Origin of the sequence: Pseudomonas aestuarii (assembly GCF_027988105.1) — a bacterium.
Taxonomy (GTDB): Bacteria; Pseudomonadota; Gammaproteobacteria; order Pseudomonadales; family Pseudomonadaceae; genus Aquipseudomonas; species Aquipseudomonas aestuarii.
In genome coordinates this window covers 453,629-467,977 of the sequence record NZ_JAQJZJ010000004.1, presented here as the reverse complement: position 1 = coordinate 467,977, position 14,349 = coordinate 453,629, and the positions used below count along the sequence as shown (strand labels likewise).

General features: G+C 63.5%; 16 protein-coding genes. 9 read left to right on the top strand and 7 right to left on the bottom strand.

All coding sequences use genetic code 11. The annotated features are described in order from the left end of the window. Positions 1–41: 41 nt before the first annotated feature. Together PH586_RS11660 and PH586_RS11655 are read right to left on the bottom strand one after the other, a co-directional pair. Complete coding sequence (locus PH586_RS11660; RefSeq protein ID WP_408636845.1) at positions 42–1,709, bottom strand: ShlB/FhaC/HecB family hemolysin secretion/activation protein; 1,668 nt, start codon at positions 1,707–1,709, stop codon at positions 42–44. A gap of 263 nt (positions 1,710–1,972) precedes the next feature. Next, positions 1,973–2,638: a glutathione S-transferase family protein gene (locus tag PH586_RS11655; RefSeq protein ID WP_271347918.1), complete on the bottom strand. Its 666-nt coding sequence runs from the start codon at positions 2,636–2,638 to the stop codon at positions 1,973–1,975. 142 nt (positions 2,639–2,780) lie between these two features. Between PH586_RS11655 and PH586_RS11650 the strand changes: the two genes are divergently transcribed. From PH586_RS11650 to PH586_RS11640, 3 genes are all read left to right on the top strand, one after another. After that, on the top strand, positions 2,781–3,059 hold the full coding sequence (locus PH586_RS11650) for a hypothetical protein (protein WP_271347917.1): 279 nt from the start codon (positions 2,781–2,783) through the stop codon (positions 3,057–3,059). Positions 3,060–3,195: 136 nt separating this feature from the next. After that, positions 3,196–3,441: a TIGR02647 family protein gene (locus PH586_RS11645; protein ID WP_271347916.1), complete on the top strand. Its 246-nt coding sequence runs from the start codon at positions 3,196–3,198 to the stop codon at positions 3,439–3,441. Between the two features lie 117 nt (positions 3,442–3,558). Further along, on the top strand, positions 3,559–6,414 hold the full coding sequence (locus PH586_RS11640) for a class I adenylate cyclase (protein WP_271347915.1): 2,856 nt from the start codon (positions 3,559–3,561) through the stop codon (positions 6,412–6,414). A gap of 42 nt (positions 6,415–6,456) precedes the next feature. On the opposite strand, the gene rnk is transcribed toward PH586_RS11640, so the two are convergent. The 3 genes from rnk to cyaY all read right to left on the bottom strand — a co-directional run bounded on the left by rnk (position 6,457) and on the right by cyaY (position 7,513). After that, positions 6,457–6,864: a nucleoside diphosphate kinase regulator gene (rnk, locus tag PH586_RS11635; protein WP_271347914.1), complete on the bottom strand. Its 408-nt coding sequence runs from the start codon at positions 6,862–6,864 to the stop codon at positions 6,457–6,459. A gap of 120 nt (positions 6,865–6,984) precedes the next feature. Further along, on the bottom strand, positions 6,985–7,257 hold the full coding sequence (locus tag PH586_RS23705) for a DUF1289 domain-containing protein (RefSeq protein ID WP_408636844.1): 273 nt from the start codon (positions 7,255–7,257) through the stop codon (positions 6,985–6,987). Continuing rightward, positions 7,181–7,513, bottom strand: coding sequence for an iron donor protein CyaY (gene cyaY, locus PH586_RS11625; RefSeq protein ID WP_238040680.1), 333 nt, complete (start codon positions 7,511–7,513; stop codon positions 7,181–7,183). Before cyaY ends, PH586_RS23705 begins: the two co-directional genes overlap by 77 nt. A 306-nt stretch (positions 7,514–7,819) precedes the next feature. On the opposite strand from cyaY, the gene lptM reads away from it, so the two are divergent. From lptM to PH586_RS11595, 6 genes are all read left to right on the top strand, one after another. Continuing rightward, the gene (lptM, locus tag PH586_RS11620) at positions 7,820–7,945 is read left to right on the top strand and encodes an LPS translocon maturation chaperone LptM (protein ID WP_333908326.1); all 126 of its coding nucleotides are present in this window, start codon (positions 7,820–7,822) and stop codon (positions 7,943–7,945) included. Between the two features lie 9 nt (positions 7,946–7,954). Further along, on the top strand, positions 7,955–9,208 hold the full coding sequence (gene lysA, locus PH586_RS11615) for a diaminopimelate decarboxylase (RefSeq protein WP_271347912.1): 1,254 nt from the start codon (positions 7,955–7,957) through the stop codon (positions 9,206–9,208). 10 nt (positions 9,209–9,218) lie between these two features. After that, positions 9,219–10,049 carry a diaminopimelate epimerase gene (gene dapF / locus PH586_RS11610; RefSeq protein ID WP_271347911.1) on the top strand — a complete coding sequence of 277 codons (831 nt, stop codon included), beginning with the start codon at positions 9,219–9,221 and terminating at the stop codon, positions 10,047–10,049. Then, positions 10,046–10,750 (top strand): DUF484 family protein, encoded by a 705-nt coding sequence (locus PH586_RS11605; RefSeq protein WP_271347910.1) that lies wholly within the window; start codon positions 10,046–10,048, stop codon positions 10,748–10,750. The genes dapF and PH586_RS11605 overlap by 4 nt, the downstream gene beginning before the upstream one ends. 103 nt (positions 10,751–10,853) lie before the next feature. After that, positions 10,854–11,756, top strand: a complete 903-nt coding sequence (gene xerC, locus PH586_RS11600) for a tyrosine recombinase XerC (RefSeq protein WP_271347909.1) — start codon at positions 10,854–10,856, stop codon at positions 11,754–11,756. Beyond that, positions 11,753–12,448 (top strand): HAD family hydrolase, encoded by a 696-nt coding sequence (locus PH586_RS11595; protein WP_271347908.1) that lies wholly within the window; start codon positions 11,753–11,755, stop codon positions 12,446–12,448. Before xerC ends, PH586_RS11595 begins: the two co-directional genes overlap by 4 nt. Before the next feature lie 18 nt (positions 12,449–12,466). Here the strand turns inward: PH586_RS11595 and sutA are convergent, their stop codons facing one another. Together sutA and PH586_RS11585 are read right to left on the bottom strand one after the other, a co-directional pair. Next, positions 12,467–12,793 (bottom strand): transcriptional regulator SutA, encoded by a 327-nt coding sequence (gene sutA, locus PH586_RS11590; protein ID WP_271347907.1) that lies wholly within the window; start codon positions 12,791–12,793, stop codon positions 12,467–12,469. Between the two features lie 235 nt (positions 12,794–13,028). Further along, complete coding sequence (locus PH586_RS11585) at positions 13,029–14,279, bottom strand: ammonium transporter (protein ID WP_271347906.1); 1,251 nt, start codon at positions 14,277–14,279, stop codon at positions 13,029–13,031. Positions 14,280–14,349: the final 70 nt, after the last annotated feature.

The following is a 14,349-nucleotide window of genomic DNA, read 5'->3' as shown; positions in this document are numbered from 1 at the left end:
CAACTCCAACCCGCGGGCTTAAATTTACAATCAGTGAAAAATCAGAAAAACAGATCGAGGCGAAAATACAGCGGGTGTTCTTGTCGCTCGATGGCGTCGGGGCGCTCCAGCGAGCGGGCCAGGGTCAGCGAAGCCGCCAGATGCTGGCCACGGGCGCTCAGTTCGATGGCATTGCCGGAGAGCCGACCGCGCTGCTCGGGGTTGTGGCGACCGCCACTGATCACCCCGACGTCGTAGGCCAAAGCCAGGCCGTATTCCTGGACGAAAGGCCGCAAGGGCTCCCAGGCCACCGCCTTGCGCCAGCGCAGCTGGTTGCGCCAATAGCCGCCGCTGTCGCCGGCAATCGACTGCTCCTTGAAACCGCGCACCGAACTCAGGCCGCCGACGCTGATGCGCTGCGGGCCGAACAGCACGTCCTCGCTTTTCTGGCCGCTGGCCAGGCTATCGAAACTGAACGACTCGCCCCACAGCTGAAACGGCTGCAGGTAGCTCAGGGTCAGGCTGTATTTGTGGTAGCGGGCCACCGGTTCGCCGCCTTGGGGGTCGCCGCGGCGCTGGGCATCGAAGGCGCCGCTGCCGTGCTGCCAACCGATATCGGCATTGACGAAGGCCGTACCGATGCGCCGGCCATGGTTGAAACCCAGCTGCGCCTCGCTCAGGCGCTGGCTGGAGACATCGATCCGGTTGCCGAGAATGAAGTTGTTGCTGCGCAGGTGGCTGACGCCCAGGTTGACCGCGGTTTTGCTCAGGCTGTCGCGGTGCAGCACCCGTTCGGCGCGCAGGGCATGGCTCGCGCTGTCGCCGTCGGTGTCGAAGGCGAAGCCGTTGGCCTCGCTCTGGGTGCGGTAGTAGCTCTGGCTGTAGCTGTAATTGAAGCTCCACCAGCCGTAGGGCAGGCTGTAGTTGAGGCTCTGGCTCTGCGAGTGGCGATAGCGATCGCTGACCGCATCGCGGCTAGCGCGCAGGCTCAACTGATCGGCCAGGCCCAGCGGGCTGTCCCAGTCCAGGCCCAGGCCCCACTGCTGTTCGCCGGTGCTGCGCTGGCCGTCGTTGTGCCGCGCCAGGCTGACGCGCCAGGGCTTGTCGCGCTGGCCCTCGAGGCGTACCCGGCTGCCACCGACCTGCTCGCCCGGCACCAACTCCAGTTGTGCCCGGCGCGACGGCAGGCGGCCCAGTTGCTCGACCAGTTGCTCCAGTTCGCGCAGGTTGAGCACCTCGCCCGTCTGGCCGGGGAACACCATGGCCAGCTCGCGCTCGCTGGCCAGCGCGGAGCTGTCCAGGCCTTCCAGCCGGCCCTCGATGACGATCACCTCCAGCTCGCCATCGGCCAAATCCTGCTGCGGCAGGTAGGCGCGGGTGGTGACATAGCCACGGCCGAGGTAGTGGTCGGTGATGGCCTTGAGCAGCGCGTTGAGCTGGCCAGTGCCCAGGCACCGGCCGGCGAAGGGCTCGAGCAGGGCCAGGCGCTCGGCCTCGCCGAGCAGGCTGGCGCCTTCGAGGCGGATATGGCGGACCTCGAAACAGCGCGCCTCCACGCCCGGCTCGAGGGGAGCCGGCTCGGCTTTGCCCGGAAGCTGCTGCAACTGCTCGAGACGGCGCTGCTGCTCCTGCAGCAGGCGCTCCTGGCGTTCGCGGATCAGTTCGAGGTCGCCCACCGTTTGCGCAGTGGCGGCAGTCGAGGCGAGAAAAAACAGCAGCCAGATGGCCATAAATCTACAGCGCGGCGCCATGCCTTCAGTCCCTTGAATACGAAAATCCGGCGCGCATTAAAACATATGGCACTGAGCCATCAGCCGCTCAATAAGTGACCTGGCGCACGTCTTCGGAGATTGGGTCGAACGCCTGGCGTACACGGCGGTCGAATGCGATCGCGTACTCCTAGCCGGCCGCTAGGAGGCTGTCAGGCGGCGCATCCTGCGCCGCCTGAGCTCAGAGGGCTCAGCCATATCGAGCGCTGGCACGAGCGTTTTTCTCAGCCTTTGGCCTTGGCCTGCGCCATAGCGATGAAGGCCGCCATCGCCGCGTCTTTATCCGCGGCGATGCGTTTGACGTGCGGGTTCTGCTTGAGCAGCCCGAGCAGTTCCTGAGCCTGCGGGAAGTCGACCAGCAGATCGAGACCGAACAGTTTCTTCGCCACCCCACACGCCAGGTCGATACTGTAGAGGAAGTAGATATCGGCCAGGCTGAAGCTGTCGCCCGCCACATAGGGGCTAAAGCTGGCGTGACGCTTGAGCGTGTCGATCCCGGCCAGCAGCTCGGCCTTGCACTTGCCTTTCAAGGCGGTGGAAATCTCCGCACCGAAGAAGGCTTCTGGATAGCCGATCCGCGCGGGCAACTCGATATACAGCTCGATCTCCTTCATCAGCGCGCGCACCTGGGCGCGGGCGAAGGGCTCCGACGGCAGCAGGGCCTTGCCGCCACCGACCTCTTCCAGGTAGTCGAGGATCGCACTGGTCTCGTTGATGAAACCCTGCTCGACACCCAGCGCCGGCACCTTGCCGCGCGGGCTGATGGCGAGAAACTCCTCGCTCTGGTTGCCGAAGACCGTGACTTCCTCGAACTCCAACCCCTTCTCGAGCAGGGCCAGCTTGACCATGTTGAAGTAGTTGCTAACGGCGAATCCGTATAGTTTGAACATTCTGCCAGGCTCCAGGCCAGTGGATGAATAGTGAGAGTTATAGCCCTTGGCACACTATCCCAGCCAGCCGTATCAGAGCAGTGAATGGCGCGGGCGCGGTCACGCTGGCACACTGCACGCTCAATCCACGGATAAGCCAGCCATGAGCGAACACGACGAAAACGAAGACGAAGCCTTTACCGAAGCAGCGCTGATCCAGGCCATCGAGAATCAGATCGAGGCCGCAGAGCCACCTGCCGCCCTGGCGACCCTGAACAAGTTGAGCCTGGTCGGCTACGAGCGGGAAGAAATCCTGCAGCTGATGGCGATGGTGCTGGCCCACGAGATCAAGGCCATGCTCGACGCAGATCGGCCATTCGATGGTGCGGCCTACGAGCAAGCCCTGCGCGCACTGCCGGAGTTACCAAAAGAAATGCCCTGACGCCAGTCGCTTAGTCCTGCGCACAGCCTCGCGTCTCGCTACACTGCACACACCCGCGCCTCGTTTCATTCACGCGGGCTCAACCAGTCGGGCACAAGCGCTGCCCGGCCCCTGTTTACAAGAGCCTGGAGCACTTATGTCTTTTACCCCTGAGCTGGTTGCCGAACTGGATCTTCTCGCCCTGTATAACCTGGACAACACCCAGGAAGGCCTCAAGGTTCACCATGTTGCCGCCCCGCAAGCGATTGCGGCGGCCAAACGCCTGCATGCCAAAGGCCTGGTCACCCAGGACGATGGCGGTTACCTGACCAGCCTGGGACTGGATGCAGCCGAGCACGCGCAAGTCTTGCTGACCATTCTCAATGTGACAGAAACCGCCTGACCCGCCGGCACGCCCCGCGCCGCCCGCGCCAGCGGGCAATGGCGTGGGCGCTGTGGCACTCCGACCTGCACCTCGCCACGACCGACCGTCTTGGCGCATTGCCCGCCGAGCCTGCGCATGAGCCGTACCCAGGAAATTCGCCCGGATATCGATGACGGCATCGACCGCAAGGTGCTGGCTCAACTGCGCGCACGCTTTCTCAAGGTCAATGCCGGCCGCCTGCAGCGCGCCATGCAGGCACTGTCGACGCGCCAGCAGCTGGTCCTGAAGCTGCTGCCACTATTGTTTCACGTCAATCATCCGCTGCTGCCGGGCTATGTCTCAGGGCTGACACCCGCCGGGCTGAGCGGCTTCGAGCCGGGCGACGAGCTGCTCGCCGAAGCGCAGCGACTGACCCGCTCGTTCGCCTACAAGGCGCGCCGCGGCAACAGCGCACTGCCACTGCACGGGCTGTTCCTGATGGGCAGCCTGGGCACCGTGGCCCAGGCCGAGCAAAGCGATATGGACCTGTGGGTCTGTCACGCGACCGATCTCAGTACCCAGGAAATCGCCGAACTGCGCAAGAAGTGCGACCAGTTGGAGGCCTGGGCGGCGACCCAGGGCGCCGAAGCACATTTCTTCCTGGTCGACCCGGTGCGCTTTACCGTCGGCGACCGCGAGGCGCGGCTGACCTCGGACGACTGCGGTACCACTCAGCACTACCTGTTACTCGACGAGTTCTACCGCACGGCGATCTGGCTGGCCGGGCGCACCCCGCTCTGGTGGCTGGTACCGGTGTACGAGGAGCAGCGCTACCACGCTTACATCGACATCCTTCTGAGCAAGCGCTTCATCCGCGCCGAAGAGGTGCTTGACCTTGGCCATCTGGCGCAGATCCCTCCGAGCGAATTCATCGGCGCGGGCATGTGGCAGCTGTTCAAGGGCATCGAGTCGCCGTACAAATCGGTGCTCAAGTTGCTGCTCACCGAGGTCTACGCCAGCGAACACCCCCAAGTGCAATGCCTGTCGCTGCGCTTCAAGCAAGCGGTCTTCTGCAATCGCCTCGACCTCGACGAACTCGATCCTTACATCGTGGTGTACCGCCGCCTGGAGGAATACCTGAGCGGACGCGGAGAAACCGAGCGGCTGGAGCTGATCCGCCGCTGCCTGTACCTGAAGATCAATAAGAAACTCAGCCGGCCGTCGCGCGACCGCCACAAAAGCTGGCAACGCCTGCTGCTCGAGCGCCTGACCAGCGACTGGAACTGGGACAGCCGACAGCTGGCGATGCTCGACAGCCGCAGCCAGTGGAAGGTGCGCCAGGTCAGCGCCGAGCGCCGCGCCCTGGTCAACGAACTGACCTACAGCTACCGCTTCCTCTCCCAGTTCGCCCGCGACGCCCAGGCGGGCAGCTCGCTCAACAGTCGCGACCTCGGCGTGCTGGGTCGGCGCCTGTATGCCGCCTTCGAGCGCAAGGCCGGCAAGATCGAATTCATCAATCCCGGCATCGCCCCAGACCTGGGCGAGGACACCCTCACGCTGGTCCGGGTAGCCAAGACCGAAATCAGCGAGGATGATCAGTGGGCCGTATTCAACGGCAGCCTCGGCGCCCAGGAATGGGCGGATTTTGCCCCGCTCAAGCGCGCTCGTGAACTGGTGGAGCTGCTCGCCTGGTGCCACCGCAATGGCGTGATCGACAGCAGCACGCGGCTGTCACTGCATCCTGGCGACAGCGACCTGACTGAGTTCGAGCTGTCCAATCTGCTCGCCAGCCTGCAACAGGCGGTGCCGCTGCCGCTGCCAGCGATCGAGGAACGCGCACTGTTACGCGCCAGCGTACCCGGCGCCGTGCTGTTGCTGGTCAATGTCGGGATCGACCCGCTCAAGCAGCACAGCCAGATGAACGTGCACATGACCACCGGACGAATCGATGCCCTGGGTTATTCCGGGGTACGCGAGAACCTGATCCTGACCATCGACCAGGTCAGCCTGAACAGCTGGAACGAACTGCTGGTCAGCCACTATGACGGCCCCCATGCGCTGCTCGACTGCCTGCGCGACTTTCTCAACAGCCTGCCGGCCGGCGACAGCAAAGCCAACCTGCAGGTGCGCTGCTTCTGCCGCAACCGCGCCGCGACCATCGCCGAGCGGGTCGAGGAGTTGTTTCGCGACACCCTGAACAACTTCGCGGGGACGCAGCACAACCGCTACTTGCTGCAAATCAAGCAGCACTACCACCTGCTCGAACTGACGCCGGGCCAGGTCAGCCACACCGCCCTGACCGACATGCCGGCGCTGCTCGAGCAGCTCGGCAAGGAGCAACCGGGCTACAGCCGGCTACACCTTGACCGCAACGCGCTGGAAGGTGACGACCTGGCCTTGATCCTGCCGCTCGGCCGCCCCGAATGCATCCAGGTGTTCTACCGTCGTCACGAAAACAGCGAGCTGGCCGAACTGACCCTGCTCGACGAACACAACGCACTGTGGCGGCAGAGCATGCCGTTTCGCGACGAGCAAAGCCTGCTTACGCCGCTGCAGCGCTTCCTGCAATCGCTGCTGTACCGGCGCAATGCCTTGCTGCCGCTGGACAGTCCAGCGCCGTCGACCGCACTGGAGGTGCTGTATTACGAAGTGCTTCCGGCAGCGCCGCTGCGGGCCCGCCAGGTGGAACTGCGCGCGCCGCCGCAAGCGCCGGTGAGCCATCCCTTCTACGACGTGCAGGCGATTGTCGAACCAGTCGAAGGCAAACGCGCCAACGTGACCCTGTATTGCAACCACCGCGAATTTTCCGAACTGGAATATGCCGGCAACCTGTTCGCCGCCGTGGCCCGGCATATCCTTGCCCAACGCCGCGACGGCGAGCGTTACCCGTGCTACATCACCGACCTCGACCTGTCGGCCGTGCTCGGCGATGGGCGCGCCCAGACCATTCACTACCTGCGTTACAAGGCCCGCCTGGAAGCAGCCCTCAATGCGGCGCTGCAAAAAGCCTGAGCAGGCTGACTGGCCCGCAGCCAAGGTCTGCCGAACAGCAGTTCAGCGGCTGTATTCGCCGGCCGCTTCCGGCTGGTATTCCACGGCCAGCAGGGTCAGTTTCAACGCCTTGCCACTGGGCGCGATCCAGTCGATATGCTGGCCGACACTCAGCCCAAGCAGCGCGCTGCCCACTGGCGCGAGAATCGATACACAGCCTTCTTTGCCGGCGTCCTGTGGGTATACCAGGGTCAGGTGATAGTCCTTGCCGCTGCTTTCTTCGCGACAATGCACCCGCGAGTTCATGGTCACCACTCCTGCCGGCACTTGGTCGTGGCCAATCACGTCGGCCCGATCCAGCTCGGCCTGCAGGGCGACAGCGCCCGGGCCGAACTCCTCCAGGCTGTCGAGCAAACGTTCCAACCGCTGCAAATCGAGACGGGTAATGGTAATTGACGGTGCACTGGACATGGTCAGCTCAACTCTCCTTTACTGAGTGCTTAAAAAGCAAAACCCCGTCTGCTAGAGACGGGGTTTTGCGCAAGTCGGGTCGACCGTATCACAGCCATTTAAATAAACAAGGCCGGCCGATCAGCCCTGACGCTGCGGCAAACGCGCCCGGGCAGCATGGCAAATAACCCGGCGACGCGAATGATCGGCACTGCCCCATTCGAGAATCTCGTTGAGTAAACGGCCACAACCCAGGCACATATCTCGCTGATCCAGGCAGCACTGCCGCACACACGGCGAGGCGATTAGCGGCTCGGCGGGCGCAGCGCCAGCTGACTCAGAGCTCTTCAAACTCAAGGTTGGCTCCAGATTGCTCCAGGGTGATGCGTGCGAGCATTTCACCCAGCAGCTCATCGCTGCTGTCGCAAATCCAGCGCTCGCTGGCCTCATCGTAGTCGAAGTGGAAACCGCCGGAACGGGCCGCCAGCCACAACTGACGAATCGGCTCCTGACGACTGAAGATCAGCTGCGTGCCATTCTCGAAACGTACGGTCAATACACCCGCCGAGTTTTCCAGGTCGAGATCCAGGTCGCAGTCATCGAAAATGTCTTCCACCGCTTGCTGTACGGTATCGACCAGATCGTGAAAGCGGGCTTCGGTCAAACTCATTGCGGATGTCCTCGAAAAATTCAGGTGGTGCAGAAAGTACCAGGCGCTCTGGGACACGGTTGCGCACGATGGCCAGACGGGAGCGGCTGAACCGGGCGCAACGTAGTGCTCGAAGGTTGCTTCGCAAGGCCAGCATAGCGGGACGAGCAGGCGAAGACGCGCAGTATACCTTGCTCGATGCGCATGATCCGCACCTCTCCCAGGAGGCGGGTAAAGCCCCGTCGGACGGGAATCCTGGCGCATAGGCAAGGCGTCGGGGGGCCGGTATACTCCGGCGCAATCATGCTTTATTACAAGGACTTCACCATGAAGCGGCTGTTTACTGCCCTTATCGCTCTTGTCGCCGTCAGCACCTTGCTGAGCGGCTGTGGCCAGAAAGGCCCGCTGTTCCTGCCGGAAGACAGCAAGCCCGCGCCCGCACATACCGAATAGGGACAGCTCATGAACGCCTTCAACTACCGCGACGGTATGCTGTTCGCGGAGGGCGTGGCCCTGTCCGCCATCGCCCAACGCTTCGGTACGCCGACCTACGTCTACTCGCGTGCGCACATCGAGGCGCAGTACCGCGCCTATGCCGATGCCCTGCAGGGCATGCCGCACCTGGTCTGCTTTGCGGTAAAAGCCAACTCCAATATCGGTGTGTTAAATGTGCTGGCGCGCCTCGGCGCCGGCTTCGACATCGTCTCGCGTGGCGAACTGGAGCGTGTGCTGGCCGCCGGTGGCGACGCGAGCAGGATCGTCTTCTCCGGTGTCGGCAAGAGCCGTGACGACATGCGTCGTGCTCTGGAAGTGGGCGTGCACTGCTTCAACGTCGAGTCCACCGATGAGCTCGAGCGCCTGCAATTGGTCGCCGCCGAGCTGAACACAACTGCGGCGATTTCGCTGCGGGTTAATCCGGATGTCGATGCGGGCACTCACCCGTATATTTCCACCGGTTTGAAAGAGAACAAGTTCGGCATCGCCATCGCCGACGCACCGGCCGTATATGCCCGCGCCGCGGCCTTGTCGAATTTGCAGGTTGTTGGTGTCGATTGCCATATCGGCTCGCAACTGACCACGCTGCCGCCCTTCCTCGATGCCCTCGATCGCTTGCTCGCCCTGATTGATCAGCTCGCCGCCGATGGTATTCGCATCAAGCACCTGGATTTGGGTGGCGGCCTCGGCGTGCAATACCGTGACGAGCAGCCTCCCTTGGCCGGCGACTACATCGCCGCCGTTCGCGAGCGCATTGCCGGCCGCGAGCTGGCCCTGGTGTTCGAGCCGGGTCGCTCGATCGTCGCCAATGCCGGCGTACTGCTGACCCAGGTCGAATACCTCAAGCACACCGAGCACAAGGATTTCGCCATCGTCGACGCGGCGATGAACGACCTGATCCGCCCGGCGCTGTACCAGGCCTGGATGGACGTGGTGGCGGTGCAGCCGCGCGATGGCGCGACGCGCAATTACGACATTGTCGGACCAATCTGCGAGACCGGTGACTTCCTGGCCAAGGATCGCGACCTGGCACTGGCCGAGGGCGACCTGCTGGCCGTGTGTTCGGCGGGCGCCTACGGCTTCGTCATGAGCTCCAACTACAACACCCGCGGCCGCGCCGCCGAGGTGATGGTAGATGGCGATCAGGCCTTCGAAGTGCGCCGGCGCGAGAGCCTCAGCGAACTCTTTGCGGGCGAAAGCCAGCTGCCGCCAGCACCATAAGGGCACCCTGATGTTATTGCGCTTTACCAAGATGCACGGCCTCGGCAACGACTTCATGGTCCTCGACCTGGTCAGCCAGCACGCGCATATCCAGCCTAAGAACGCCAAGCAGTGGGGCGATCGCCACACCGGCGTCGGCTTCGATCAACTGCTGCTGGTGGAGCCACCGAGCAATCCGGACGTCGACTTCCGCTACCGCATCTTCAACGCCGACGGCTCGGAAGTGGAGCAGTGCGGCAATGGTGCCCGCTGCTTCGCCCGCTTCGTGCTGGACAAGCGGCTGACGATGAAGAAGCAGATCCGCGTTGAAACCAAGGGCGGCATCATCGAACTTGACGTGCGCGCCGACGGCCAGATCCGCGTGAACATGGGCGCGCCGCGCCTGGAGCCGGCGCAAATCCCCTTCCAGGCCGATCAGCAAGCCTTGAGCTACTGCGTCGAGGTCGAGGGCCAGGCGCTCGAACTGGCCGCCGTGTCCATGGGCAACCCGCATGCCGTGCTGCGCGTCGACAACGTCGACGATGCACCGGTACATGAGCTGGGGTCGAAACTGGAACACCATCCGCGCTTTCCGCAGCGGGTCAATGTCGGTTTCCTGCAAATCATCGACCGCCAGCATGCCAGGCTGCGCGTATGGGAGCGCGGCGCTGGCGAGACCCAGGCCTGCGGCACCGGAGCCTGCGCGGCAGCAGTGGCGGCAATTGGCCAAGGCTGGATGGACTCGCCGGTGCAACTCGAACTGCCCGGCGGCAAGTTGCTCATCGAGTGGGCAGGCGCAGGCCAGCCCGTTATGATGACCGGACCCGCCATGCGCGTGTACGAAGGACAAGTTCGCCTATGACCGATCAACAGGATTCGCCCGAACCACTCGAGCTCGACTCGGCTAGGGTGGCTGACTACTTGCGCCTGCACCCGGAGTTCTTCGTCGACCACGACGAATTGATTCCCGAGTTGCGCATTCCGCACCAGCGCGGCGATACCATCTCGCTGGTCGAGCGCCAGGTGAAGCTGTTGCGCGAGCGCAATATCGAGATGCGCCACCGCCTCTCGCAGTTGATGGATGTGGCCCGCGACAACGACCGCCTGTTCGACAAGACTCGTCGCCTGGTGCTCGACCTGCTCGATGCCACCAGCCTCGAAGAGGTGGTCATCACCGTGGAAGACAGCCTGCGTCACCAGTTCCAGGTGCCCTTCGTCAGCCTGATCCTGTTCAGCGAGTCGCCGCTAGCGGTCGGCCGCTCGGTCAGCAGCGCGGAAGCGCATCAGGCCATCGGCGGCCTGCTGGCCGGCGGTAAGACCATCTGCGGTGTGTTGCGCGAGCATGAACTGAACTTCCTGTTCGGCGAAAGTGCAGCCAAGCAGGTCGGCTCGGCAGCGGTGGTTGCGTTGTCCTACCAGGGCCTGCATGGCGTGCTGGCGATAGGCAGTGTCGACCCGCAGCACTACAAGAGCTCCCTGGGCACCCTGTTCCTCGGCTATATCGCCGAAGTCCTGGCCCGGGTCCTGCCGCGCTTCGCCACGCCACTGCGTTCGGTACGCTAAACGTAGGATGGGTTACGCGGCGCACGCTTAATACCTGGCGCGTAAATCTAGCGCCATGCGCCGCTAACCTGCGCGGCCCGACCCATCCTACGGAGCTCGCCGCTTGAAGCTTGAAGCTGCTCTTGACGCCTACCTCGAACACCTGCGCAGCGAGCGCCAGGTCTCCCGGCACACCCTCGACGGCTACAGCCGCGACCTGAGCAAACTTCTCGCCTTCTGCGAGCGCGAGCAGATCGCGGCATGGGCCGCACTGGACACCCCGCGCCTGCGTCGGCTGATCGCCCGCCTCAATCTCGAGGGCCAGTCCAGCCGCAGCCTGGCTCGCCTGCTTTCGGCCACGCGCGGCCTGTACCGCTACCTGATCCGCGAAGGCCATTGCCAGAACGATCCGGCCAGCGGCCTGACCCCGCCGAAAGGCGAGCAGCGCCTGCCGAAAACCCTGGATGCCGACCGCACTGCCCAGCTACTCGACGGCGCGATCGAGGACGACTTCATCGCGCGCCGCGATCAGGCCATGCTCGAGCTGTTCTATTCCTCCGGCCTGCGCCTGTCCGAGCTGGTCGGTCTGAACCTCGACAACCTGGACCTGGGCGACGGCCTGGTGCGGGTACTGGGCAAGGGCAACAAGACCCGCGAATTGCCGGTCGGGCGCATGGCGCGCCAGGCCCTGGAACAGTGGCTACCCTTGCGTGCCATGGCCAACCCGGGGGATGGCGCGGTATTCATCAGCCAGCAAGGTCGCCGGCTCGGCCCGCGCGCGGTGCAACTGCGCGTGCGTCAGGCCGGGGTGCGCGAACTCGGGCAGAATCTGCACCCGCACATGCTGCGCCATTCCTTCGCCAGCCATATGCTGGAGTCCTCGCAGGACTTGCGCGCGGTGCAGGAACTGCTCGGGCATGCCGATATCGCCACCACCCAGGTCTATACGCACCTGGACTTCCAGCACCTGGCCACGGTGTATGACCAGGCCCACCCACGGGCCAAACGCAAAGGCAGCAGCGAATGACCATCAAGTTGATTACCTTCGACCTCGACGACACCCTGTGGGACGTGACCCCGGTGATGCTGGACGCCGAAGCGACGCTGCGTAACTGGCTGGCGCTGCATGCGCCACGCCTGGGCGCGGTGCCGGTCGAACACCTGTGGACGATTCGCGCGCGCCTGCTACACGCCGAACCATCGCTCAAGCATCGCCTCAGCGAACTGCGCCGGCGCATTCTCCACGATGCCCTGGCTGGCGCCGGCTACCCGCCCAGCGAAGCCGTGGCGCTAGCCGAATGTGGCTTCCAGGTGTTTCTCGCTGCACGCCATCAGGTCGAGCTGTTCGCCGAAGTACACCCGACCCTGGAGACCCTGGCCAATCGCTTCCAGCTCGGGGTGATTACCAACGGCAATGCCGATGTACGCCGCCTGGGCCTGGCCGACTACTTCCAGTTCGCCCTGTGCGCGGAAGAACTCGGGGTCGGCAAACCCGATCCCAAGCCCTTTCAGGAAGCACTCAAGCGTGCGGGCGTTGCCGCGCAGCACGCCGTGCATATCGGCGACCACCCCAGCGACGATATCGCCGGCGCCCAGGCGGCTGGCCTGCGGGCGATCTGGTTCAACCCGCAGGACAAAGCCTGGGAAGGTGACAAGCGCGCCGATGGCGAAATCCGCAGCCTGGCCGAATTGCCAGCGCTGCTGCATAGCTGGGTATAGGCCGGGCCGGCAAGCGCCTTAGATAGGACGGCTGCCGTATTTGCTGTCAGGCTTCTTCGGTGGGTCGGAAACCACATTGGGCTCGACCTCCTGCACCTTGCCACCGCGCGCCAGATAGTCTTCCATGGCGCGCGCCAAGGCATCGCGGTCCTTCTGCTTGGCTTCGATGCTCGGCAGCTCTTCAACACTGACCGCCGCCTTGGCCTTGGCCTTGCTCTTGCCCGTGCTGACGACTTCGTCGCCGTCGTCGTCACCGCTGTCGACGTCATCGGCGGCAGCCATTTCAGCGCCACTGTCCTCGTCAGCCCCGTCGAGCTCGTCTTGTTCCAGATCTTCGTCGCTCATGTTCAACCTCATGACTTGCGAAAAGCAGGTTAGTTATAGCCCAGCAACGCAAGCTTTCGCACGTCGCCGGAAAATTCAAATGACCTTACCGGGCAAAGCCCCCCAGCCGTTTCTCACGCTGGTCCGGACAAGTACCACAGCCCTCGCATAACAGTACTTATCGGCGCGCATTCTAGCGCGCTGTCAGAAAAAACAAAGGGCGCCTTTAGGCGCCCTTGTTCTAAATCATCGGCAATCAGCTTTTAGTGAATTCCGGATAAGCTTCCATACCGCATTCGGCGATATCCACGCCCTCGTACTCTTCCTCTTCGCTGACCCGCAGACCGATCACCAGCTTGAGGATCGACCAGACGATCAAGCTGGCGATGAACACCCAGGCGAAGATGCAGCCGATACCCAGCAGCTGGGCACTCAGGCTCGCGTCGCCGTTGGTCAGGCACACCGCCAGCAGGCCCCAGATGCCGACCACGCCATGCACCGAGATGGCGCCGACGGGATCATCGAGCTTGAGTTTGTCCAGAGCGAGGATAGAGAACACCACCAGGACGCCACCCACGCCACCGATCAGGGTCGCTTGCAGGGCCGTCGGGGTCAGCGGCTCGGCCGTGATCGCCACCAGGCCAGCCAGCGCACCATTCAACGCCATGGTCAGGTCAGCCTTGCCGAACAGGACGCGCGCCACGATCAGGGCGACGATCAGACCACCGGCGGCGGCCATGTTGGTGTTGACGAACACGTTGGCCACGGCGTTGGCATCTTCGATGGTGCTCATCTTCAGCTGCGAACCACCGTTGAAGCCGAACCAGCCCATCCACAGGATAAAGGCGCCGAGGGTTGCCATTGGCAGATTGGAGCCTGGAATGGCGTTGACCTGGCCATTGGCGCCGTACTTGCCTTTACGTGCACCGAGCAGCAGCACGCCAGCCAGGGCAGCGGTAGCACCCGCCATGTGCACCACGCCGGAACCGGCGAAATCAAGGAAACCGGCTTCGTTGAGGAAGCCCGAACCCCATTTCCAGAAGCCCTGCACCGGGTAGATGAAACCGGTCATGACCACGGCGAACGCCAGGAAGGCCCACAGTTTCATGCGCTCGGCCACGGCACCGGAGACGATCGACATACAGGTTGCGGCAAACACCACCTGGAAGAAGAAGTCCGAACGAACCGAGTAGTAGGGCGCATCGTCACCCCCACCAAGAACCGCCTCGACGCTGTTCTCGTCACCGAGCAGGAAGCCCAGGCTTGGCAGGATGCCGCCTGCCGGACTGGAGTACATGATGTGGTAGCCGATCACCAGGTACATGACGCTGGCGACTGCATACAGGGCGATGTTCTTGGTGAGGATTTCGGTGGTGTTCTTCGCCCTTACCAGGCCGGCTTCGAGCATGGCAAAACCCGCTGCCATCCACATCACCAGAGCACCGCAAATCAAAAAGTAGAAGGTATCGAAGCCGTACTGCAGTGCAGTCAATGCTGTGTTATCCATGGTTCACCTCTTGCCGGCGCGCTTTTATAGCGCTGTTCGGTTAAGGCGCCCGGGGTTGGCTCCGGGCGCA

What these genes read in the sequence shown, in the direction of transcription:
- PH586_RS11660 (WP_408636845.1), bottom strand. Translation starts at nt 1,709, where the DNA reads ATGGCCATCTGGCTGCTGTTTTTTCTCGCCTCGACTGCCGCCACTGCG.
- PH586_RS11655 (WP_271347918.1), bottom strand. Translation starts at nt 2,638, where the DNA reads ATGTTCAAACTATACGGATTCGCCGTTAGCAACTACTTCAACATGGTC.
- PH586_RS11650 (WP_271347917.1), top strand. Translation starts at nt 2,781, where the DNA reads ATGAGCGAACACGACGAAAACGAAGACGAAGCCTTTACCGAAGCAGCG.
- PH586_RS11645 (WP_271347916.1), top strand. Translation starts at nt 3,196, where the DNA reads ATGTCTTTTACCCCTGAGCTGGTTGCCGAACTGGATCTTCTCGCCCTG.
- PH586_RS11640 (WP_271347915.1), top strand. Translation starts at nt 3,559, where the DNA reads ATGAGCCGTACCCAGGAAATTCGCCCGGATATCGATGACGGCATCGAC.
- rnk (WP_271347914.1), bottom strand. Translation starts at nt 6,864, where the DNA reads ATGTCCAGTGCACCGTCAATTACCATTACCCGTCTCGATTTGCAGCGG.
- PH586_RS23705 (WP_408636844.1), bottom strand. Translation starts at nt 7,257, where the DNA reads ATGAGCTGCTGGGTGAAATGCTCGCACGCATCACCCTGGAGCAATCTG.
- cyaY (WP_238040680.1), bottom strand. Translation starts at nt 7,513, where the DNA reads ATGAGTTTGACCGAAGCCCGCTTTCACGATCTGGTCGATACCGTACAG.
- lptM (WP_333908326.1), top strand. Translation starts at nt 7,820, where the DNA reads ATGAAGCGGCTGTTTACTGCCCTTATCGCTCTTGTCGCCGTCAGCACC.
- lysA (WP_271347912.1), top strand. Translation starts at nt 7,955, where the DNA reads ATGAACGCCTTCAACTACCGCGACGGTATGCTGTTCGCGGAGGGCGTG.
- dapF (WP_271347911.1), top strand. Translation starts at nt 9,219, where the DNA reads ATGTTATTGCGCTTTACCAAGATGCACGGCCTCGGCAACGACTTCATG.
- PH586_RS11605 (WP_271347910.1), top strand. Translation starts at nt 10,046, where the DNA reads ATGACCGATCAACAGGATTCGCCCGAACCACTCGAGCTCGACTCGGCT.
- PH586_RS11595 (WP_271347908.1), top strand. Translation starts at nt 11,753, where the DNA reads ATGACCATCAAGTTGATTACCTTCGACCTCGACGACACCCTGTGGGAC.
- sutA (WP_271347907.1), bottom strand. Translation starts at nt 12,793, where the DNA reads ATGAGCGACGAAGATCTGGAACAAGACGAGCTCGACGGGGCTGACGAG.
- PH586_RS11585 (WP_271347906.1), bottom strand. Translation starts at nt 14,279, where the DNA reads ATGGATAACACAGCATTGACTGCACTGCAGTACGGCTTCGATACCTTC.